Genomic DNA, 19,795 nt, shown 5'->3' on the forward strand with positions numbered 1-19,795 from the left:
TAAAATTCATGATTTTCATGCCGGCATTCCGTAGAGGAATAGTTGAAGAAAAGCTTCAAGCGGCAAGCGGAAAGCTCCAAGTGGCAAGCGTCAAGCTTGCGGCTTACAGCTTGCCGCTTTTGGGCATACCATGCCGCCACGCCAAACCTGCCGAGCCCCCTCATGATCAAAGCCAGCCTGCGTAGCCACCTGACCCTCTGGTTTACCGGATTGTCGCTGCTCACCCTGGTCAGCGTGGGTTTCTATGTCGGCCATATCGCCACCGAGCAAATCAGGCAGTCCCGTGGCAATGCCTTGTTGAGCATTGCCAAATCCACCGCGGCGCTGTTGGGATCGCAACTGCGCGAACGGCAGTTGGAAACCTACCTCCTCAGCCGCGCGCCCTACTTGGAGCACGGCAACCTGGATGACCCGGATATCCTGGCGTCGATGCAGTTGCGCACTCAGTCCCGTGCCGAGTACGCCTGGATGGGCGTGGCCGACGCCGAGGGGCGTGTGCGCCAGGCGGTGAACGGCCTGCTGGTGGGCCAGTCGGTGCAACAACGCCCCTGGTTCCAGGCGGGGCTGCGCGGTGACTACACCGGCGACCCCCACGAAGCGCTGTTGCTGGCCAAGCTGCTGCCGGGCAACGCCGGGGGTGAGCCTTTGCGCTTTATCGACTTTGCCGCGCCGATTCGAAATGCCCAGGGCCAGGTCATCGGGGTGCTGGGGGCCCATGCGCATTGGAGCTGGGTCACGCGGATTGTCGAATCGGCGGTCCTGGGCAAAGACAGCCAGGACCTTGAAGCGCTGATCATCGACCACGACGGCAAGGTGCTGTACCCGGAAAGCCTGACGGGGCAACAGCAACCCAGCCTGCTGTTGCTTGACGCCAACGGCGGGCACCCCGGGTGGACCACCGCCAACGACTACCTGACCAGCGTGGTGGCGGTGCCAACGCCGTCGAGCAGCGGCCTGGCCTGGTACATCGCGGTGCGCCAACCGCTGGACATCGCGCTGCAACCGGCGCGCCTGCTGCTGTACAAACTGCTGGTGCTGGGGGTGATCGCCGCGCTGGTGTTCGGCCTGGTGGCCTACTACCTGGCGCTGAACCTCAGCCGCCCGATCGAGCAACTGGCCAGGCTGACCCAACAGGTCCAGGCCCAGCAGCCGGGGGTGACCTTCCCTCGGGAGCATTCGGTGCGGGAAATAGCCCAACTGGGCCAATCGATCCAGAGCATGACCGAGTCCCTGCTGCTCAAGGAGCGCGAGTTGCAAGACGCCAATGCGTCCCTGGAAAAAACCGTCGCCCTGCGCACGGCGGCCCTCAGCGAGGCCAATGCCGAACTGTTGAAACTGGCGACCCACGACGCGCTCACCGGGGTCTACAACCGCCGACGCTTCGATGAAAAGCTCAGCGAGTGCAGCCTGTCGTTCCAACGCACCGGGCACCGTTTCGGCCTGTTGTTTATCGACGCCGATCACTTCAAGCAAATCAATGACAACCACGGCCATGCCGTGGGCGATGAGGTGCTGTACAAGCTGGCGCAGTTGATCGAACAGCACACCCGCGCCACCGACTTCGTCGCCCGTTATGGCGGCGAGGAATTCGCCGTGCTGCTGCCCAACATCGCGGCCCCGGACAGCCCGGAAGTGGTGGCCGAAAAGATCCGCGCCGCCGTCGCCGATGGCACCTTCCCCGGTGTCGGGCAAGTCACGGTGAGCATCGGCATCAGCGTGGCCGACGCGGCAGACAGCAACAGCACGGCACTGATCAAACGTGCCGACCAACAGCTGTATCAAGCCAAATCATCGGGCCGCAACCGGGTCGCCTGAGGCCGCAACCAGCGCAGCTCAGGCGCCTTGAATCACCCCCTTGAGCACGTTTTTGAAATGCTCCAGCTGGGCCTCGCCAAAGGCGCCAAACACCTTGTCCTGCTGCTCTCGGGCAATGGCCCACAAGCCTTCGGTTTCGTCGATGCCCTTGACCGTCAAGCGCACCCGCTCGCCCTCGTCGCTGACCAGGCCTTTGCGCTTGAGGTTGGCCACCGCTTCGTCAATTTCCCGGGCCGGCATCGCCACCTCACGCTGCAGATCGTTGAGGCTCAACCCGGCGTCATTCTCCAGCACCATCAACATGCGCGCCTCGCTGGTGCGCAGCCCGGTGGACAGTTGTCGAGGCTGGTAACTGGCCTGATAGGCCCGCAGCGCCTGGGTCATCAGGTAATACAGGTTGTGGCTCAGGCGCCCCTGGAAGTGACTGCTGGGGGCCTGCCCTTCCCCGCGGCGGGTCATGCGGGTGTGGGGCAGGACCATGGAATAGGCACCCTGGTGATAGAGCAGCGGCGAGCGACCACAGTCGTCAAAGGCCAGCACCTTGCCGATCATGATCCAGTGGTCGCCGCCGTCCACCTGCTGGTATTTCTCGCAATGAAAACGCGCCGAGCAGTCGGCCAGCAGCGGCGCACCGCCGGGGCCGGGAACGAAGTCGATGGCGGCAAAGCGGTCATCGCTGGGCCGGGCGAAGTTGTTCGACACATCGATCTGGTCGGCCGCCAGCACGTTGACCGCAAAATGGCCGGACGCCTCGAACACCTCGTGGCTGCTGGAGCGCTTGTCGATGCTCCAGAGAATCAGCGGCGGGTCCAGGGACACCGAGTTGAAGCTGTTGGCGGTCACCCCGACCTTGCGCCCGTCTTCCGTGGCGGCGGTGACCACGGTCACACCGGTGGCAAAATTGCCCAGGGCGCGGCGAAAGGCATGGGTGTCGAAAGCGTGATCAGAAACAGTGGGCATACAAGACTCCTGGGCCATCGTGCGTGGACGGCCTCGATTGTTGTAAGGGGCAGCGAATCCCGGCGAAGGGGCTCAAACCATGCTGGGATCGGGCTCCAGGCCCATCAGCTCGCGCCCGAGGATCTGCGCGCAGACGTCGTAGTCGGTGTAGGCATGGGCGCCGGTCAGGTGGGCATCGCGGAACAGCCGTTGCAGCTCATTGGTTTCGAACCAGGCGCCGCCGCCAGACGCCTCCATCAAGCGGTCCACGGCCTGGATGCACATCTTGGTGGCATAGCCCTGGTTGGTGCGCCAGAAGGCCAGGGTCTCCCGGCTCGGGTAGACCTGGCGCTCGCTGTGCTCGGCATGCTCCTGCCAGGTTTTCTCCAGAAAGGCCCGGGCCGCCGCCACCTGGTGGGTGGACTCCGCCAAGCGCATCAGGGCCGGGGTCGCTGCCCCCACCGCCGCGCCGGTGTAGGCGCGGACCCGGGTGCGGGTTTTCTCGCGGAACACCTCGAGCATGCGTTCGGCCACCCCCAGGCTCACCGTGGAAAAGCCACTGGCGAAATACGGACGATACGGCGAGTAGAAAATCTTGCTGTCGGGGTACAAACCAAAGCCCGCGGACTTGCCTTCCATCATGTCCTTGGCTTTCTGGATGTGGTGTTCCGGGACGAACACGTTATCGATGATCAGGGTCTTGCTGCCGCTGCCGCGCATGCCGACGCCGTACCAGTCATCGCGGATCTGGTAATCCCGGCGCGGCAATACCGCAAAGCAATAGTCCTGAGTGCCTTCGGCGTTCTTGCGGCGAAAGCCGACGATGGCCCACTCGGCGTGGTCGCACCCGCTGCTCCAGCCCATTTCGCCGCTGAACATCACCCCGCCTTCGACCTCTTCAGTGCGCCCGAACGGCGCGATGCTGCTGCTGGCGGTGGCGTCCGGGTCATCGCCCCAGACGTCCTGCTGGGTCTGGGCGGAAAACATCGCCAACTGATGACTGTGGGTGCACAACAGGCTCATGGCCCAGGCGGTGCTGGCGCAGGCCCCGGCCAGCAGGGCGATGCAGTCGGCAAACTGCGGCAGGGAAATTTCCATCCCGCCGAATTTCTTCGGCTGGAACGCCCGGTGCAGGCCGATGCTTTTCAGCAAGGCAATATTGTCGGCGGGGACGGTCCGGTCCCTCTCCGCCTGGAAGGCATTGGCGGCGATGGCGGGCAGAAGGGACTTGAGGTCTTCGAGCAGCGGGTTTGGCTTTTTCATGGGCGGACTCTTTTATTATTGGCGTCTGCTGACCCTGCCGACCCTGGCGCTGCTGATCGCTGAGCGGCTAGGGAGTGTCGGGGATCAATGCTCTGAGCCAGCCCAGTATGCGTAACCGGTGCGCGCCGAAAAATGCACGTTCCAGATAGAAGATTGCACTTTTCATGGCCTGTGCAAGCAAGTGCCTACCGTCCATGAGCGCCACGGGCGCCGCTTACCCTTTGTTCTTTTTCAAGCGCTTCATGCGCTCGCTGGCACGCTGCACGGCGGCCATCTTCTCCGGACGCTTCATGCGCTTCCATTTACGGATGTCGTCCTTGGTCCGCCCGCAACTGACGCACAGGTCACCGCTCAACTGGCACAAGGCAACACAGGGGTTCTCGATGTCCTTGGCCACGAATCAGCCCCGCCCCGGGCGCAGGCGCGCCAGGCGTTGTTGCCAATCGCCGCCGTTGGCACGGCGGCAAGCCTCTTCATTGTCGAACAGCACATGCCGCGCCAACGGGTTGAGCGAAATGTCGGCCTGATCCAGGGCCGTGGCCGTCAGGGCCAGCATGTGCTCGCCCTGCCCAGCGGCCAGGGCCTGCTCCTGATGGGCCTGGGTGTCGAATATCCACACCACCCGCAGGCTCGATGGAAACGCCGCGTAATCCACCTCGTGGGTCAGCCAACTGAAGCCGACGATCTGTGCCTTGGCGGTTTCACAGGCCTCAGTCAGGGTGGTGGCCAGGCGGCGCTCGATCTGCGCCTGCTCACGCTTGCTCAACAACATGCGGGGTCCTTGAAGGGGCTGAAAAAGGGCCGCAATCATACGCCAACCCGTGCGGCTACCGGCGAGCAAACACCGATTGCGGGGACAAAGCCTGCACAGGTACTATTGCGAACGATTCACACTCACAACTGGAAAATCCACCGGTGCAACCCTCCGCTAGCCATAAGCTCGGCTTTTTTTTCAGCGACCATCACCGCTGGCTGCTGCAGCACATCCACAAGCGCCTGCGCAATCGCGCCGACGCCGAGGACACGGCGGCCGATACCTTCTGCCAGTTGCTGAGCGCCCGGGTGGATCCCGACACCATCGAACAACCGCGCGCCTACCTTTCGACTATCGCCCGCCGACTGATCTTCGACCGGCATCGCCGACGCCAGTTGGAACTGGCCTACCTGGAGCGCTTGTCAGCGCTGCCCGAGGCGCTGGCGCCCTCCCCCGAAGAACAGCTGCAACTGCTCGAAGCCCTGGTGGCCATCGACCGCGCCCTTGATGGCTTGCCGGCACTGGTCAAGGCGGCGTTCCTCTACAGCCAGCTCGACGGCCTGAGCTACGTGGCCATCGCCCAAAAGCTCGAGCTGTCGGAACGCACGGTCAGCCGCTACATGAAACAAGCCCTGCGCCAGTGCTACCTGAGCGAGCTGGCGCCGTGAGCCAAACGCGCCTGGACCCGGTCAGCGAGCAGGCCATCGACTGGATGGTGCGCCTGCGGGCCGACGCCCCGGATGCCGCCCTGCAAAAGCGCTTCAACGCCTGGCTGCTCCAGGACCCGGCCCACGCCCTGGCCTGGGAACGCCTGCAGGAACGCCTGGGCGGCGCCTTTCAAACGGTGCGCAACCTCGACCGCCGGGTGCCCGGGCAAGCCGGTGAAGCCCGCCAATTACTGCTCAAGCCGGCGGGTTCGCGGCGCGAGGTGCTGCGTGCCTTCGCCGGCCTGGGCCTGCTGGGTGGCGGCCTGTGGCTGGCTGCACGCAGCCCCTTGGGCGACTCACTGCTGGCCGACCTGCACACCGGTCGCGGCCAGCGCCAGGACATTACCCTGGCCGACGGCAGCCGCCTGAGCCTGAACGCCAACAGCGCGGTGGACCTGCAATTCGATGCCCGCCAGCGGCTGGTGATCCTGCGCCACGGCGAGTTGGTGATCCAGGTCGCGGCCGACCCTCTGCGGCCGTTGCGGGTGCGCAGCGCCCAGGGTGAAGTGCAAGCCCTGGGCACGCGCTTCCTGGTCAGCCAGGAAGCGGACGCCACCCGGGTGGTGGTGCTGGAGCACTCGGTGCGGGCGACGCTGTTCGACGGCACGCAACGGGACTTGGCGCAAGGCCAGGCGGCCATGCTGTATGCCCGGCGCATCGACAGCCTGGGCAGCGACCAGCGGCACCGCGCCGACTGGCTCGATGGCCGCCTGAATGTACTGAACGACCCGCTGGAGCAAGTGGTGGACGCCTTGCGCCCTTATCACCGCGGGTTTGTCCGGGTGGCGCCGGAGATCCGTGAGCTGCGGGTCCAGGGCGTGTTTCCCCTCAATGACCCGGAACGGGCCTTGGCGGCCCTGGCGGAAACCCTGCCCATTCGCGTGGATCACTACAGCCCCTGGCTGACCCTGGTGCGCGCGAAAAACAGCCGTTGAAGTTTTTTTTGGAAATCTTTCTTATTTGTGTCTGGTTTTCATTTCTCGTCCCACCTATCTCCTGACGAGTTCACACAATCAGGAGAATGCCGTGTTCAACCCTTGGCCCCACGCCCTTTCCGTCGCCGTTGCCTTGGCGACCCTGGCCAGCCCGGTGCTGGCCCAGGAACAGACCCAGCGCTTTAACTTGCCGGCCGGCCCCCTGGCCGCCACGTTGAATGCCATTGCCAGTCAGAGCGGGCAAATTGTGTCCCTGGAACCGGCGCTGGTGCAGGGCAAACAGGCCCCGGCAGTGGTCGGCCAGATGACTCCCGCCCAAGCCATGCACAGCGCCCTGGCGGGCAGCGGTCTGCAATTGCGGGTCACCGAGCAAGGCAACTTCAGCGTGGAGCCGGCCACCAGCAGCGGTGACACCCTGCAACTGGGGGTGACCAGCATCGTCGAGCGCAGCGCCGACGCCACCACCGAGGGTTCGGGCTCCTACGCGGCCAAAGCGGTGACCATCGGCAAGGGCAGCCACAGCCTCAAGGAAATCCCCCAGTCGATCACCGTCATGACCCGTAAGCAGATGGACGACCAGGGCATCACCGACCTCAAGGACGCGGCCAACCTGACCACCGGCCTGGTGGGCGTCCAGGGTGTGGGCAAAGGCATGATCCTGACGTCGCGCGGCTTCCAGATCGACGACTGGCAATACGACGGGGTGCCGATCCCGCGTAATACCTATTCCCTGGGCAACTGGGCCACCCAGGACCTGATTTTCTACGACCGCCTGGAAGTGCTGCGTGGCGCCTCCGGCCTGCTGCAAGGCACCGGCAGCCCGGGCGGCGCCATCAACCTGGTGCGCAAGCGCGGCCAGGCCACCCCCACCGTGACCCTCACCGGCAAGGCCGGGTCCTGGGACCACTACGGCCTGCAACTGGACGCCGGCGGACCGCTGAACGACAGCGGCACGATTCGCGGCCGCCTGGTCGCCGATGAGGACCAGAGCGATTCGTTCATCGACTACGAATGGAGCAAGACCCACTCGCTGTACGGGGCCCTGGACTTCGACCTGAGCGATGCCACCACCCTGGGCCTGGCGGTCAGCCGCACCGAAGCCGAGTCACGGCCAATGCTGCGGGGCCTGCCGCGCTACGCCAACGGCGAACCGGTGGACATCTCGCGCTCGACCTTCACCGGCTCGCGCTGGAACCACTCGCAGATCAACGTGACCACGCTCCAGGCCGATGTCGAGCATCGCTTCAACGATGACTGGACCTTGAAGGTCGGCGCCCTGCGCATGAGCGAAGACAACGATTCCACCCACCAGCGGGTGCAGACCGTGGATGACGGGCTCAACCCCGACGGCTCCGGCGTGAGCTATGCCGACTGGGTCACCGACTTCAGCAACACCAAGGTCGGCCTGGACGTCAACGTCACCGGGCGCTTTGAAGCCCTGTCCATGGACCAGGAAATCACCCTGGGGGGCAACTACTCCAAGCTGACCACCGACGACCGTTTTGCCCGGACCTTCAACGACGGCACCGATAACATTTTCGACATCGACCACAACCGTCCGGAGATCAGCTTCGACAACCTGCTCAACACCGCGGGTGCCGCGCCACCTACTCCCAGTACGATGTGCGGCAAAAAGGCCTGTACGGCAGCTGGCGGGTCAAGCCCATCGAGCCCTTGACCCTGATCCTCGGCTCACGGGTCAGTTGGTTCAACTACAGCTACAAAGCCAGCAACGAAACGGCTATCACCCACGCCATCAGCGTCAACGAGCCGAGCTACATGACCGAGACCGGGGTGGTCACGCCTTACGCGGGCGTGGTCTACGACCTGAGCCGGGAATGGGCGGTATACGCCAGCTACACCGATGTGTTCGAGCCGCAAACCAACCGCAGCACCAGCGGCTCGATACTCAAGCCGATCGTCGGCAGCAACTATGAAGTGGGCCTCAAGGGCGAATTGCTCGACGGCCAGGTCAACACCTCCCTGGCGCTGTTCCGCTACGACCAGGAAAACCGCGCCATCGAAGACCCTAGCTCCAACGGTGCCTGCGGCGGCAGCAACTGTTCCATGGCGTCGGGCAAGGTTCGCAGCCAGGGCCTGGAAGCGGAAATCAGCGGTGAAGTGCTCAGCGGCCTGCAACTCTTTGCCGGCTACACCTACAACACCACCCAGTACCTCGAAGACCCGGACAACAAAGGCCGCGTGTTCAGCCAATGGACGCCCAAGCACATGCTGCGGGTGTGGGGTGATTACCAGTTCAACGGCGACTGGAAGGCGGTCAGCACCGGCCTGGGCTTTACCAGCCAAAGCCATACCCTGGGCTACGAGCGCTTCTACGACGTGCCGGGCTACACCGTCTGGAGTGCCCGCGTGGCGTACCAGTTGAACCCGGAAATCAGCCTGGCGCTGAACGCCAACAACCTGTTCGACAAAAACTACTACGTCTCGGCCTACAACCAGCTCAACGGCAACAACAACTTCGGTGACCCGCGCAATTTCATGTTCAGCGTGAAATACACACCGACGTTCTGAACCGCCCCCGCAAGCGGCGCCCCTGACTCCAGGAGCGCCGTTCAGCGTTCTTGAGGCACCGCCTCAGTGGACGCTGCCCAAGGCGCTGAGCAACGGCCCGTCACGGCTATAGATGTCCGGGGCGTACACCACCCGCCCTTGGTCATCGGCCTGCACCGTCCAATAAGACAGCAGGATCGGCAGCGGCGCCGCCAGCCTGAATTCATGGGTCAGGCCGGTGGTCAGCAGTTCATCGGTGCGCCGGCGTTCTGCCGGGCTCAGCAACCAATCCCGCAACTGCAACGCCTGCTCGACCCGCACACAACCGGAACTGAATGCCCGCGGCCCTTTGCTGAACAGGCCTTGGCTCGGGGTGTCGTGCAGGTACACCGAGAACGGGTTGGGGAAGCGAATGACCATCCGCCCCAGGGGATTGCGCGGGCCGGCGCCCTGGCGCAGAAGGATATTGCCGGGGTGTTCCCAGTCGATGTCTTCCGGTGCCAGGGGCTGGCCTTCGCTGTCCAGGACTTCGAGGTTCTGACGGCTGAGGAAACTCTGGTCGCGACGGATCTCCGGCAGCTTGTCTTCACGCAGGATGGTCGGCGGCACGGTCCAGGTCGGGTTCAGGGTCAGGCGCGTGACCCGGGATTTGAGCAACGGCGTCTGGCGCTCGGCACGGCCCACCTGGGTGCGGGTCTGCCACACCGGCAAGCCGTCCCGGTACACGGTCAATTGTGCGGCCGCCACGTTCACCAGCACGCTGCTGGGCTCCAGGTCCTGGGCCAGCCAGCGCAGGCGTTCGAGGTTGAGCCGCAGTTGCTCGCGGCGCACGCTGGGGCTGATGTTCAACTCATTCAAGGTGCCCGGCCCGATCACCCCGTCGGCCTGCAGGGAATGGTTGAGCTGGAAGCTTTTCACCGCGTCCACCAACTCGCTGCCGTAGGTGTTTTCAACACTGACCTGGGGGCTGCTCAGGTAACCCTCGCTGAACAGCCGCTGGGTCAGCTCGGGCACCCGCACGTCTTGCATGTCCGGGCGCAGCAAAGGGCCGCTCGGCAAGGGCTGCCAATGGGGCAAGGCTTGCTGGCGCTGCTGGATATAGACATGACGCAGGTTGTGGTACTGAGCCAGGCGCGGGCGCGCCTGTTCAAAGGCCCCGGCGATGTTGTCCAGGCCGGGGTCGGCGATGGCCAGCAGTTCGGCCTGGTGATCCTCCACCAGCGGCTGGGCCCGCCACAGCGGTTCGAAGCGGGCCTGGGACAGGCGCCCGTAACGCAGGTCATGCAGGGCCAGCAGGTAACGCTGACTGATCTGGATATCAGCGCACAAGCCGTCGGGGGCATCGCCGGCGGGCAGCGGGTAATGGCTTGGGTCAAGGCCGTCGTCCGCCAGCAGCGGCAACTGCTCACGCAAGTTCGCCAGGCGGCCATTCACCGACCACAACGGAGCATCGCCGTGTTGCAGGTACAACGCCTGCAGCAGCTTCAGCGTTGGCGCATCCACCCGCAGCAACGCCGGGCACTGAGCCGTCAGCGAAGTTGGAGCCGTCAGCTGATCAGGAGCCGTCAGCGAACCTGAAGCCGTCTGCAAAACTGGAGCCGCCGGCTGCGGACCAGGAGCAGCCGTCTGCGAATTCGAAGGCGTCTCCAGTGAGCTTGGAGGCGTCGCCAGCGAACCCAGGGGGGCCGTCTGCGAACTCTGGGGCTCAGGTGCCGGGCTCGTGGGCAAACTCGGCAGCGGCATCAACGCCTCGGCGGCCACGACCAATGGCGCAGCGAGCACGCCCAGGCTCAAGTAACATGCGTATTTTTTGAACAACTGCTTTACTCCAATCCATGGCCATCACAATGATGGTCAACCTCCGCAGCGACTGCGCAAGACCCTCAAGCCAGGGGTCAAACCAGGCTGCTGGGAGGACGTCAGGACAATAGGATGTCAGGAGCCGAAGCGACCGTGGGGATTCTTTACACATGTTGAATTTTTTGTGCCGGCTCTGCCTGGCCAGCGCCACCCTTGTGGCCCTCTGCGGCACCGCATCCGCCGCCAATAGCGTCAGCCCGACGTTGTACAACAGCCTCAACCGCGCCGCGCCGGAACTCAATCCCCAGGCGCTGAAAGGTGCCCTCAGCGCCATGCAATGTGCGCTTAACAGCGGCGCCCGGCAGGCCCGCCACCTGGCGGTGATCGACTATTCCCAGCCGTCTACCGCCCGTCGCCTGTGGATCTTCGACCTGCGCAAGAAAACCCTGGTGCTGCGCGACCTGGTGGCCCATGGGCAAAAATCCGGGGAAAACTTCGCCACGCAATTCTCCAATCGGCTGGGCAGCAACCAATCCAGCCTGGGCCTGTTCCGCACCCAGGAAAGCTACGAAGGCAGCCACGGCTACTCCTTGCGCATGGACGGCCTGGAGCCGGGCTTCAATGACCGTGCCCGCGACCGCGACATCGTGATCCACGCTGCCGACTACGTGAGCCCACTGTGGAGCCAGCGCCAGGGCCGTATCGGCCGTAGCCAGGGTTGCCCGGCCGTGCGCCCGCAAGTGGCCCGTCAAGTGGTGGACAAACTCAAGGACGGCCAGTTCATGTTTTCCTGGTACCCGGACCAGCGCTGGCTCAAGACCTCGCCCTACCTCAACTGCCAGCCACGCCAGGTGGCGAGCATCCTCAACGCCAACGGCGGCTGACTCCAGCCGCCACCGGTGGCCGCTCAATAAGCGTAATGCTCAATCACCCGCCTGACCTGTTGCAGCGCCCCGAACAATGCGTCCAGTTCCACGGAACCCAGGGCCAGGCGCAGTGCATGGGGCACCGGCGCCGAGCTGACAAAGGGCTCGGCGGTGGACACCGAGACGTTCTCCCGCAGCAGCGCCATGGCCACCTGGTCGGCGCGCACCTCCTCGGGTAACCACAGCCAGAGAAAGTACGACGCCGGGTGCGCTACGTAATCCAGCCCGGCCAGCACCTCTCGTGCCAGGGCCTGGCGGGCTCGGGCATCGTCACGCTTTTCAGCCTCCAGGCGCGCCTGGGTGCCGTCCTCGATCCAGGCACAGGCCATCGCCGTCATCACCCCCGGCGTATTCCAGGTGGTGGCGCGCACGGCCCGCTCCAGCGCCGGCACCCAGGGCAGCGGCGCCACCACCAGGCCCACCCGCAACCCGGTGGCCACGCTTTTGGAAAACCCCGAGACATACACCGTCAACTCTGGCGCCAGGCTGGCCAGGGGCGGCGGCGGATCTTCAGCGAGAAAGGCGTAGGCGGCGTCCTCGATCATCAACAGGTCATGACGCCGGGCCAGCGCCACCAGGCGTTGCCGCCAGCCAAGGTCCAGCACCCAGCCCATGGGGTTGTGCAAGGTCGGCATGGCATACACCGCGCGCACCCGGCGGCGTCGGCACAGGTCCTCGAACGCCTGCAGATCGGGCCCCTCTCGGGTCAGGGGAATGGTCAGCAACTCCAGGCCATGGGCCTGCGCCACCACTTTGAAGCCGGGGTAGGTCAAGGCGTCGACGGCCACCACATCACCGGGCTTGAGCAAGGCCATCAGAGTGATCGCCAGGCCGTGCTGGGCACCGCTGACAATCAACACCTGCGCCGCCGTCGTGCTCAACCCGCGACACGCCAGGTGCCGAGCGATGATCGCCCGTTCATGGGCACGGCCGCTGTGGGGCTGGTAACGCAGCAACGCCTCCAGGTCCCCGCTCGCCGCCAACTGGCGCAAGGCCCCGCGCAGTAAATCGGCCTGCCCGGGCAAGGACGGATAGTTGAAGTTCAGGTCCAGGGTGCCCGGCGGGGTGGCCTGCTGATCGACGCCCTGGCCCGGCGGCAAGGCGCTTTCGCGGACAAAGGTGCCGCGCCCGGTCTCGCCGCTGACCAGGCCCATGGCCTCCAGCTCGGCGTACACCCGCGACGCGGTGACCAAGGCCAAGCCTTGCCGCGCTGCCAGCTCACGATGGGTGGGCAAGCGACTGCCAGGGGCCAGGACCCCAGCGCGAATATCCGCGGCAAAGGCGTCCACCAGTTGCTTGTATCGAGCGCGAGCCATAGGCAGATGTATCCATGACAATTATTTGATTGTGCTGATTCTCAACCCTAGGATCGGGCCACACAAGCGGCTCTCAACCCAAGGTTCCCCCATGCACATCAGCATCCTCACCTTCGAAGGCTTCAACGAACTCGACAGCCTGATCGCCCTGGGCATCCTCAACCGCATCAAGACACCAGGCTGGCGGGTGACCATTGCCAGCCCGACGCCCCAAGTACGCTCGATGAACGGTCTGGTGCTGGAACGGCACATCAGCCTGGAACAGGCCAACAGCGCCGACGCGGTGCTGGTGGGCAGCGGCATGCTCACCCGCGAAGTGGTGGCCGACCCGACACTGATGAGCCAACTGCGGCTGGACCCGACCCGGCAACTGCTGGGGGCGCAATGTTCCGGCACCCTGGTGCTGGCCAAGCTGGGGCTGCTGGGCACGGTCCCCGCCTGCACCGACCTGACCACCAAGCCCTGGGTCCAGGAAGCCGGTGTCGAGGTGCTCAACCAGCCGTTTTTCGCCCGGGGCAACGTCGCCACTGCCGGCGGTTGCCTGGCTTCGCAATACCTCGCTGCCTGGTTCATTGCCCGCCTGGCGGGGCTGGAGGCTGCACAAAACGCCATCCACTACGTGGCCCCGGTCGGCGAGAAAGAGGCGTATTTGGAGCGCGCCCTCCACAACATCCGCCCCTACCTGCCCGCCGACGCGTGACGCGGAAGGGTCCGCGAGCCGGGCTTAACGCGCCGCCACATCCTTGGGTTTGTAGAACAGGAAGTGGCCGATCTCGGTGGTCTTGATATAGGCCCGGGACCAATCGGGCGAGGCGCTGCGGTCATGGAAATACAGGGCGCCTCCGGTACGGTCCTGAAGTTGCTGATTGAGGGCCTTGCGCGCAATTTCCTTAGCGACGGTGTAACGGTCCTCTTCCTCGACCTGATCGGCCCGCCCGTCGCACCACCAGGAAAACTGGCAAGGGCTCTTCTCCGAACCCTGCTTGACCACCCCGCACACCGTGTCCGGGAACCCCTCGTGCCCCAGGCGGTTCAACACCACATTAGCCACGGCCTCCATGTCCGCCGACTCACCGCCCTTGGCTTCCCAGTAAATGGTCCGCGACAGGCAGGTAATGGCATCGTCCATGGGCGCCGTTCCGCTGGGGTCCACCGCCTGGACTTCGGTCTTGGTGATGGGCGCGGCCTTCGGCGCCTCGCTGACCGGCTCCTTGGCCGCGGCCTTCTGCTCCAGCACCTCGGCTTTATCCTCGGCAACGGCCTGCACCGCCGGCTGGCTCTCGGCCGCCCGCAACGGCCCGGTGAACAGCATGACGGTGAGGCAGGCAATGATTGAAATAACGCGCATGATCGACCCTTCTGCGTAATCCGATAAGACCCCATACCCGTGTGCCCTGCGCCCCGGTTCAAGGGGGCGGAGGGCACGCGACCTGAAAAGGCCAAGGCCTGCGCGGTAGGACGTCGATGGGGGCGAACGCGACGCGAAGGGCCTTATGGAATCGACACTGCGGCGCGCCATTCATTCCCAAGGCCATGAAACCTGCTCAACGGTCTGTTTCAGGCGCCGGGGCTCGCCACGCTGGGAGGACCCAGGCCCTGCCAATCCTCACGGCTCATCCGGTACACACGCACGGCGCGCTCGTGAAATTCAAGTTCGTCGTAGGCCTTGAATCCGGCACGCTCGGCCACCCGCAGAGAGGCGCCATGCTCCGGCTGGATAATCACCACCACCGAGGTCGCCAGGCCTTGGGAAAACACATGGGCCAGGGCACCTTGGGCGGCTTCGGTGGCCAGCCCCTGGTTCCAGAAGCGGGTGGCCAGGCGATAACCCAGGTTGGCCTCTTCCACGCCGTTGACGTCTTCCGGGCCGACGCCGCAAAAACCCACCAGTTGATTGGACGCCTTTTCCACCAGGGCCCAATGCCCCATGCCGTGATCGGCGTAACACTGCACGCACCAGTCGATGAACCGGCCCGTGATCTGTTCGTCACACACGCCACTCACCGAATACTCCATCACCTGCGGGTCGCTGAGGATCGCGGTAAGGGCCGGCAAGTCCTGCCGTGACAAGGGTCGGCCGATCAGCCGTGGGGTTTCAAATACCTGCATCCGTGGCTCCTTGTAGAGGTTCTGCCCATCCGTACCGCCCGGTTGGGCGGTGGGCGTCCTGGCCCCTGAAGAGCAGGATTATGCCGGACGCTCGGTGCAACGCCAGCTTCGTCCGCAACTGATCGGTCCAGGCGTCACGGGCCAGTGGCTGACTGGCCCAGGGCGCCACCCTCAAGTGCCCTTAGCCCAGGGTCTTGAGCAACGCCTGCAAGCGGTTGCGCCCGGCATCGCCAAGGGGGAACACCGGCAGGCGCGGGTCGCCCACGTCCAACCCGGTCAGCGCCAGACCCGCCTTGATGGTGGCCGGTAAACCGCCCTTGAGGATGAAGTCCAGCAACGGCAACTGTTGGTAGAACAGCGCGCGAGCCTGTTGCAGGTCGTTGTCCAGCACCGCTTGATAGAGCGCCAGGTTGAGCTGCGGAATCAGGTTGGGCGCGGCGCTGCACCAGCCCGCGGCACCGGCGATAAAGGCTTCCAGGGCCAGGGGGTTGCTGCCGTTGTAGAACGGCACCTGACCTTCGCCCTGCAGGTGCAGTTGGTGCATGCGCTGGATGTCGCCGCTGCTCTCCTTGACCATGGTCACGTTGTCCACCGCCTTGACGATTTTCAGGATCAGTTCCACCGAGAGGTCGGTGCCACTGGTGGCCGGATTGTTGTACAGCATGATCGGCACGCCGACGGCCTCGCCGATGGCCCGGTAGTGGGCAAGGATTTCCGCCTCACTGAGTTTCCAGTAGGCCGTGGGCAGCACCATCAAGGTGTCGGCGCCACGGGCCTCGGCAAAGCGTGCACGGCGCACGGCCTTGGCGGTGGTCAGGTCGGAAACGCTGACCACGGTCGGTACGCGCCGGGCCACATGCTCAAGGCTGAACTCACAGACGTGGTCCCATTCCCGGTCGCTCAGGTAAGCCCCTTCGCCGGTGCTGCCCAATGGCGCGATAGCGTGCACGCCACCGGCAATCAGGCGGTCGATGGAACGCCCGAGGGCTTCCAGGTCCAGCTCTTGGCCGTTGGCGGTAAAGGGGGTGACGGTGTAGCCGATGATGCCGTGCAGGATGGGGGTCGACATTGGGTTTCTCCGGGGGCGCAAGTCAGGGGTCAGTTCAGGCAATCGGCGTGTTGCTTGAGGCATTGCCGAGTGAAGTAGTTGAAGGCCGCAGCGTGGCGCTTGGGCCGTGCAATCCAGTCGTGGGCTTCACGCCCCAGCTCAGGCTGGATGGGCTGGATGGCGCCGGCGGCCATGGCCAGCAGTTGCAACTTGGCGGCGCGCTCGAACAGCTGGGCGATGACACAGGCTTCCTCGATGCTGGCCCCGGTGGACAGCTGGCCGTGGTGCGACAGCAGGATGGCGCGCTTGTCGCCCAGGGCCGCGGAGATGATCTCGCCCTCCTCGTTCCCCACCGGAACCCCCGGCCAGGCCGGCAGAAATGCACAGTCGTCGTAAAGCGGGCACAGGTCCATGTGGGATACCTGCAACGGCACCTCCAGCATCGACAGCGCAGCAACATGGGTCGGATGGGTGTGGATGATGCAGTTCACGTCCGGGCGAGCCCGGTACACCCAGGTGTGGAAACGGTTGGCCGGGTTGGGCATGCCGCGACCTTCGAGCACCTCCAGGTCTTCGTTGACCAGCAACAGGTTGCCGGCGGTGATCTCGTCAAAGCCCAGGCCCAGTGCCTGGGTGTAATAGGTACCGGGCTGCGGGCCACGGGCGGTGATCTGCCCGGCCAGGCCCGAGTCATGGCCGTGCTCGAACAGAATGCGGCAGGTCAACGCCAGCTTTTGCCGGTCGGTCCACGTATTATCCGCCAGGGTATTTTGCATCTGGGTCAGCGCCTGCTTGAGCAGTTGCGCCTTGGGTAGTGCTAAGGTCTCGGCCATGTCGGTGTCCTTGAGTCGTTGCAATGGACGTCGGATTTACCCACCCGCTGCCGGCAAGATTGCCGCTTGCCAGGCAGTCTGGGGAAAGCAAATGACACTAAAGATGCTATATGACACAAAGTGTCATTGGCAAGGATCAATCGTTGCTTCCTTGATGGATTAATCGCTCTACATGTCTATCCGTTTGAAATTACTGAGAAAAAAACTTGGCGTAACCCTCGAAGCGCTGGCGGAAAAGTCCGGCATGACCAAGAGTTACCTGTCGAAAGTCGAGCGCGGGCTGAACACCCCGTCGATTGCGGCGGCGCTGAAGCTGGCCAAGGCGTTGAACGTCAAGGTCGAGGAATTGTTCGCCGAAGACCGCATCGGCCTGGGCAGCTACAGCCTGGTGCGCAGCGACGAGCGCCAGTCCCTGGCAGCCAACGACCAGGCACCGGGCTATGCGGTGCTGGCCCATCAGGTCAGCGAGCGCAGCCTGTTGCCCTTCATCATCTACCCGCCCCGGGAGTTCACCGACAAGACCTTCAAGGAGCACACCGGCGAAGAGTTCCTGTTCGTCCACGAGGGCCAGGTGGAGGTGGACTTCATGAACGAGCGAGTGATCCTCAACCGTGGCGATGCCCTCCACTTCAACGCGCAAAAGCCCCATCGGCTGCGCTCCCTGGGCGAGGTCCAGGCGCAATTGCTGGTGGTGGTCCACAGCAGCGACGAGTAAGCGCGACGACCCCGTCCGGCACCCAGAATAAAAATCAACAAGGTGAAAGCATGCACAACCCTCCCCTGCAAGACGTCACCGCGCCGGAAGGCGTTTGCTACGGCTGTGGCGGCAACAACCCCCACGGCCTGCACATCAAGAGCCGCTGGCACGAAGACGGCGTGCACCTGGTCGCCGAACACCTCCCGGACGCCCAGTACTGCGGCTGGCCCGACTTGGTGTACGGCGGCCTGATTGCCATGCTGGTGGACTGCCACTCCAACTGGACCGCCATGGCCTACCACTACCGGGCGGAGCAGCGCGCGCCCGGCAGCCTGCCGCGCATCGACTGCGTGACCGGCAACCTGGGGATCAAATTCATCAAGCCAACGCCCATGGGCGTACCCTTGACCTTGCGGGCGCGGGTCGAAGGCGAGGTCGGGCGCAAAAGCCGGGTGATCTGCGAGGTGTATGCGGGCGAGGTGCTGACGGCGGTCGGCGATTCGGTCTTCGTCCGGGTCGATACCCGGCAACTGGCGGCCAACGCTCACGGTCGGGACGACTGAGCACGCCGCGCAGGCAAGGCGCGCATCAAAGCCCTGCCCCTGTGCGACGGTTTACCAATCCCGGGTGGCGATCAGCTCTTCGATGTCGGCGTCAAAACCATAGGCACTGGCAATGACCGCGAAGTCGGTGCCGATGCAATCCCGGGCAGCGGTTTCGATCTCGCTGCCGTTCTCCTCGAACTCCTCGGCCAAGGCATTGAAGTCATCGGTGGTGGCCTGGGTGATTGCGTACAGTTCAGTCAGGCCTTGGGGGGATTCGGCCTCAATGGTGGCGCACATGTCCAAGAGCAGTTGCTGCCCCTTGGCCACCAGGTGGGGCGGGAAATACGCGTCCTGGGTCATCTCGGCCAGGAATGGATAATTTTTCAGTTTTTCGTTGCTGATGGTCATGGCTGAGCCGCTCCCTGGAGTTGAAATACTGCCGCTCAAAATCGGCAGCGGCACGTTAAACGTTGGGGCCTGACCTGCCAAGCAAAACTGCGGAAGCCGAACTTCCCCGGCTTGCTGCCGATCGTCTAGTGTGAAGGCTGTCGTCGGCGCCCCGCTGCCGGCACCGCCCTTCCGCCCTCCCTCACGAGCACCCTGCCATGCCCCGAGCACTGCTGGTTCTGATCGAGTTGACACCCCAGGCCCTGGAGCGCCTGCAGGCCGCCGGCTTCACCCCTCATGTGGCGCTGTCTGCCATGGACAAGGCCGCAGCCTTCGAGACCCTGGGCCCACAGGTCGAGGCGGTGCTGACCAACGGCTCCACCGGCCTCTCGGCCGCCGAAATCGCGGCGTTGCCCCAACTGACAATCATTTGTGCCCAGGGCGCCGGCTATGAACAAGTCGACCTGACGGCGGCCCGAGCCCGGGGCATTGTGGTGACCCACGGCCCCGGTACCAATGACGCGTCGGTAGCGGACCACGCCCTGGCCCTGCTGCTGGCAATAGTCCGTGGCATTCCCCAGGCCGACGCCGCCGTGCGCCAGGGCCTGTGGCAGCGATCCCGCCAGCCCCGCCCCATGCTCTCGCGCAAAAAACTGGGCATCCTCGGACTGGGCCAGATCGGCCAGAAAATTGCCCAGCGCGGTGCCGGCGGCTTCGACATGGCAGTGGGTTATCACAACCGTCAGGAGCTACCCGGGTGCGCCTTCAGGTACTTTGCCACGCCCCTGGAACTGGCCGCCTGGGCGGACTTTTTGGTGGTCGCCACGCCGGGCGGCGCAGGCACCCGGCACCTGGTCAATGCGGCCGTGCTGGAGGCGCTGGGTGCCGATGGCTACCTGGTCAATATCGCCCGAGGCAGCGTGGTGGACAGCGCCGCCCTCGGCCAGGCCTTGCTCGATCGACGCATCGCCGGCGCGGCCCTGGATGTGCTGGAGGGCGAGCCCGAGGTGCCCGAGCAGTGGTTGAAACTGGACAACCTGATCCTCACACCGCACATCGCCGGGCGCTCCCCCGAGGCGGTCAGCGCCACCCTGCAATTGGTCCTCGACAACCTGGCCGCCCACTTTGCCGGCCAGCCAGTCCTGACGGGGGTCGAGAAGGGTTGGGGCTGAAGCTTGAAGCCTCAAGCCTCAAGCCTCAAGCCTCAAGC

The 19,795-nt window shown here is 64.6% G+C and carries 19 protein-coding genes and 1 pseudogene; 9 read left to right on the forward strand and 11 right to left on the reverse strand.

Going from position 1 to position 19,795, the window contains the following annotated elements; translation table 11 throughout:
- Positions 1–162: 162 nt before the first annotated feature.
- Positions 163–1,815 (forward strand): sensor domain-containing diguanylate cyclase, encoded by a 1,653-nt coding sequence (locus tag M1B35_RS12925; RefSeq protein WP_123331590.1) that lies wholly within the window; start codon positions 163–165, stop codon positions 1,813–1,815.
- A gap of 18 nt (positions 1,816–1,833) precedes the next feature.
- On the opposite strand, the gene M1B35_RS12930 is transcribed toward M1B35_RS12925, so the two are convergent.
- From M1B35_RS12930 to M1B35_RS12945, 4 genes are all read right to left on the reverse strand, one after another.
- On the reverse strand, positions 1,834–2,775 hold the full coding sequence (locus tag M1B35_RS12930; RefSeq protein ID WP_268262108.1) for a p-hydroxyphenylacetate 3-hydroxylase reductase component: 942 nt from the start codon (positions 2,773–2,775) through the stop codon (positions 1,834–1,836).
- Between the two features lie 72 nt (positions 2,776–2,847).
- The gene (locus M1B35_RS12935) at positions 2,848–4,017 is read right to left on the reverse strand and encodes a p-hydroxyphenylacetate 3-hydroxylase oxygenase component (RefSeq protein ID WP_123331586.1); all 1,170 of its coding nucleotides are present in this window, start codon (positions 4,015–4,017) and stop codon (positions 2,848–2,850) included.
- Between the two features lie 214 nt (positions 4,018–4,231).
- The gene (locus M1B35_RS12940; protein ID WP_268262109.1) at positions 4,232–4,414 is read right to left on the reverse strand and encodes a DUF1289 domain-containing protein; all 183 of its coding nucleotides are present in this window, start codon (positions 4,412–4,414) and stop codon (positions 4,232–4,234) included.
- Positions 4,415–4,417: 3 nt separating this feature from the next.
- Positions 4,418–4,789: a hypothetical protein gene (locus M1B35_RS12945; protein ID WP_268262110.1), complete on the reverse strand. Its 372-nt coding sequence runs from the start codon at positions 4,787–4,789 to the stop codon at positions 4,418–4,420.
- A 143-nt stretch (positions 4,790–4,932) separates the two neighbouring features.
- Between M1B35_RS12945 and M1B35_RS12950 the strand changes: the two genes are divergently transcribed.
- The 3 genes and pseudogenes from M1B35_RS12950 (at position 4,933) to M1B35_RS12960 (ending at position 8,945) form a co-directional block, all read left to right on the forward strand.
- A complete protein-coding gene (locus M1B35_RS12950; protein ID WP_268262111.1) occupies positions 4,933–5,439 on the forward strand; it encodes a sigma-70 family RNA polymerase sigma factor in 507 nt (168 codons plus the stop codon).
- Positions 5,436–6,413, forward strand: coding sequence for a FecR domain-containing protein (locus tag M1B35_RS12955; protein ID WP_268262112.1), 978 nt, complete (start codon positions 5,436–5,438; stop codon positions 6,411–6,413). Before M1B35_RS12950 ends, M1B35_RS12955 begins: the two co-directional genes overlap by 4 nt.
- Before the next feature lie 91 nt (positions 6,414–6,504).
- Positions 6,505–8,945: pseudogene (locus tag M1B35_RS12960) on the forward strand (TonB-dependent siderophore receptor).
- 63 nt (positions 8,946–9,008) lie between these two features.
- Here the strand turns inward: M1B35_RS12960 and M1B35_RS12965 are convergent.
- Positions 9,009–10,742, reverse strand: a complete 1,734-nt coding sequence (locus M1B35_RS12965; protein ID WP_268262113.1) for a L,D-transpeptidase family protein — start codon at positions 10,740–10,742, stop codon at positions 9,009–9,011.
- Between the two features lie 152 nt (positions 10,743–10,894).
- On the opposite strand from M1B35_RS12965, the gene M1B35_RS12970 reads away from it, so the two are divergent.
- Positions 10,895–11,608 carry a murein L,D-transpeptidase catalytic domain family protein gene (locus tag M1B35_RS12970; RefSeq protein ID WP_123331574.1) on the forward strand — a complete coding sequence of 238 codons (714 nt, stop codon included), beginning with the start codon at positions 10,895–10,897 and terminating at the stop codon, positions 11,606–11,608.
- A 23-nt stretch (positions 11,609–11,631) separates the two neighbouring features.
- Here the strand turns inward: M1B35_RS12970 and M1B35_RS12975 are convergent, their stop codons facing one another.
- Positions 11,632–12,966 carry an aminotransferase-like domain-containing protein gene (locus tag M1B35_RS12975; RefSeq protein WP_268262114.1) on the reverse strand — a complete coding sequence of 445 codons (1,335 nt, stop codon included), beginning with the start codon at positions 12,964–12,966 and terminating at the stop codon, positions 11,632–11,634.
- Between the two features lie 91 nt (positions 12,967–13,057).
- On the opposite strand from M1B35_RS12975, the gene M1B35_RS12980 reads away from it, so the two are divergent.
- Positions 13,058–13,666, forward strand: coding sequence for a DJ-1/PfpI family protein (locus M1B35_RS12980; protein WP_268262115.1), 609 nt, complete (start codon positions 13,058–13,060; stop codon positions 13,664–13,666).
- A 24-nt stretch (positions 13,667–13,690) separates the two neighbouring features.
- Here the strand turns inward: M1B35_RS12980 and M1B35_RS12985 are convergent, their stop codons facing one another.
- The 4 genes from M1B35_RS12985 to M1B35_RS13000 form a co-directional block, all read right to left on the reverse strand.
- Positions 13,691–14,314, reverse strand: coding sequence for a cell wall hydrolase (locus tag M1B35_RS12985; protein ID WP_268262116.1), 624 nt, complete (start codon positions 14,312–14,314; stop codon positions 13,691–13,693).
- Positions 14,315–14,523: 209 nt separating this feature from the next.
- Complete coding sequence (locus M1B35_RS12990) at positions 14,524–15,075, reverse strand: GNAT family N-acetyltransferase (RefSeq protein ID WP_123331566.1); 552 nt, start codon at positions 15,073–15,075, stop codon at positions 14,524–14,526.
- A gap of 181 nt (positions 15,076–15,256) precedes the next feature.
- A complete protein-coding gene (locus M1B35_RS12995; RefSeq protein WP_123331564.1) occupies positions 15,257–16,144 on the reverse strand; it encodes a dihydrodipicolinate synthase family protein in 888 nt (295 codons plus the stop codon).
- Between the two features lie 29 nt (positions 16,145–16,173).
- Positions 16,174–16,956 (reverse strand): aldolase, encoded by a 783-nt coding sequence (locus M1B35_RS13000; RefSeq protein WP_268262117.1) that lies wholly within the window; start codon positions 16,954–16,956, stop codon positions 16,174–16,176.
- A 172-nt stretch (positions 16,957–17,128) separates the two neighbouring features.
- Here M1B35_RS13000 and M1B35_RS13005 point away from each other — a divergent pair, with 172 nt between their 5' ends.
- Positions 17,129–17,671 carry a helix-turn-helix domain-containing protein gene (locus M1B35_RS13005; protein WP_268262118.1) on the forward strand — a complete coding sequence of 181 codons (543 nt, stop codon included), beginning with the start codon at positions 17,129–17,131 and terminating at the stop codon, positions 17,669–17,671.
- Positions 17,672–17,721: 50 nt separating this feature from the next.
- Positions 17,722–18,216 carry a PaaI family thioesterase gene (locus tag M1B35_RS13010; protein WP_123331558.1) on the forward strand — a complete coding sequence of 165 codons (495 nt, stop codon included), beginning with the start codon at positions 17,722–17,724 and terminating at the stop codon, positions 18,214–18,216.
- A gap of 51 nt (positions 18,217–18,267) precedes the next feature.
- On the opposite strand, the gene M1B35_RS13015 is transcribed toward M1B35_RS13010, so the two are convergent.
- Positions 18,268–18,606, reverse strand: a complete 339-nt coding sequence (locus M1B35_RS13015) for a DUF5713 family protein (protein ID WP_123331556.1) — start codon at positions 18,604–18,606, stop codon at positions 18,268–18,270.
- 197 nt (positions 18,607–18,803) lie between these two features.
- Between M1B35_RS13015 and M1B35_RS13020 the strand changes: the two genes are divergently transcribed.
- Positions 18,804–19,757 carry a 2-hydroxyacid dehydrogenase gene (locus M1B35_RS13020; protein ID WP_268262119.1) on the forward strand — a complete coding sequence of 318 codons (954 nt, stop codon included), beginning with the start codon at positions 18,804–18,806 and terminating at the stop codon, positions 19,755–19,757.
- The last annotated feature ends 38 nt before the right edge of the window (positions 19,758–19,795 follow it).

The organism is Pseudomonas morbosilactucae, assembly GCF_023241665.1.
In the GTDB taxonomy this organism is placed as follows: domain Bacteria; phylum Pseudomonadota; class Gammaproteobacteria; order Pseudomonadales; family Pseudomonadaceae; genus Aquipseudomonas; species Aquipseudomonas morbosilactucae.

What these genes read in the sequence shown, in the direction of transcription:
- M1B35_RS12925 (WP_123331590.1), top strand. Translation starts at nt 163, where the DNA reads ATGATCAAAGCCAGCCTGCGTAGCCACCTGACCCTCTGGTTTACCGGA.
- M1B35_RS12930 (WP_268262108.1), bottom strand. Translation starts at nt 2,775, where the DNA reads ATGCCCACTGTTTCTGATCACGCTTTCGACACCCATGCCTTTCGCCGC.
- M1B35_RS12935 (WP_123331586.1), bottom strand. Translation starts at nt 4,017, where the DNA reads ATGAAAAAGCCAAACCCGCTGCTCGAAGACCTCAAGTCCCTTCTGCCC.
- M1B35_RS12945 (WP_268262110.1), bottom strand. Translation starts at nt 4,789, where the DNA reads ATGTTGTTGAGCAAGCGTGAGCAGGCGCAGATCGAGCGCCGCCTGGCC.
- M1B35_RS12970 (WP_123331574.1), top strand. Translation starts at nt 10,895, where the DNA reads ATGTTGAATTTTTTGTGCCGGCTCTGCCTGGCCAGCGCCACCCTTGTG.
- M1B35_RS12975 (WP_268262114.1), bottom strand. Translation starts at nt 12,966, where the DNA reads ATGGCTCGCGCTCGATACAAGCAACTGGTGGACGCCTTTGCCGCGGAT.
- M1B35_RS12980 (WP_268262115.1), top strand. Translation starts at nt 13,058, where the DNA reads ATGCACATCAGCATCCTCACCTTCGAAGGCTTCAACGAACTCGACAGC.
- M1B35_RS12985 (WP_268262116.1), bottom strand. Translation starts at nt 14,314, where the DNA reads ATGCGCGTTATTTCAATCATTGCCTGCCTCACCGTCATGCTGTTCACC.
- M1B35_RS12990 (WP_123331566.1), bottom strand. Translation starts at nt 15,075, where the DNA reads ATGCAGGTATTTGAAACCCCACGGCTGATCGGCCGACCCTTGTCACGG.
- M1B35_RS12995 (WP_123331564.1), bottom strand. Translation starts at nt 16,144, where the DNA reads ATGTCGACCCCCATCCTGCACGGCATCATCGGCTACACCGTCACCCCC.
- M1B35_RS13000 (WP_268262117.1), bottom strand. Translation starts at nt 16,956, where the DNA reads ATGGCCGAGACCTTAGCACTACCCAAGGCGCAACTGCTCAAGCAGGCG.
- M1B35_RS13005 (WP_268262118.1), top strand. Translation starts at nt 17,129, where the DNA reads ATGTCTATCCGTTTGAAATTACTGAGAAAAAAACTTGGCGTAACCCTC.
- M1B35_RS13010 (WP_123331558.1), top strand. Translation starts at nt 17,722, where the DNA reads ATGCACAACCCTCCCCTGCAAGACGTCACCGCGCCGGAAGGCGTTTGC.
- M1B35_RS13015 (WP_123331556.1), bottom strand. Translation starts at nt 18,606, where the DNA reads ATGACCATCAGCAACGAAAAACTGAAAAATTATCCATTCCTGGCCGAG.
- M1B35_RS13020 (WP_268262119.1), top strand. Translation starts at nt 18,804, where the DNA reads ATGCCCCGAGCACTGCTGGTTCTGATCGAGTTGACACCCCAGGCCCTG.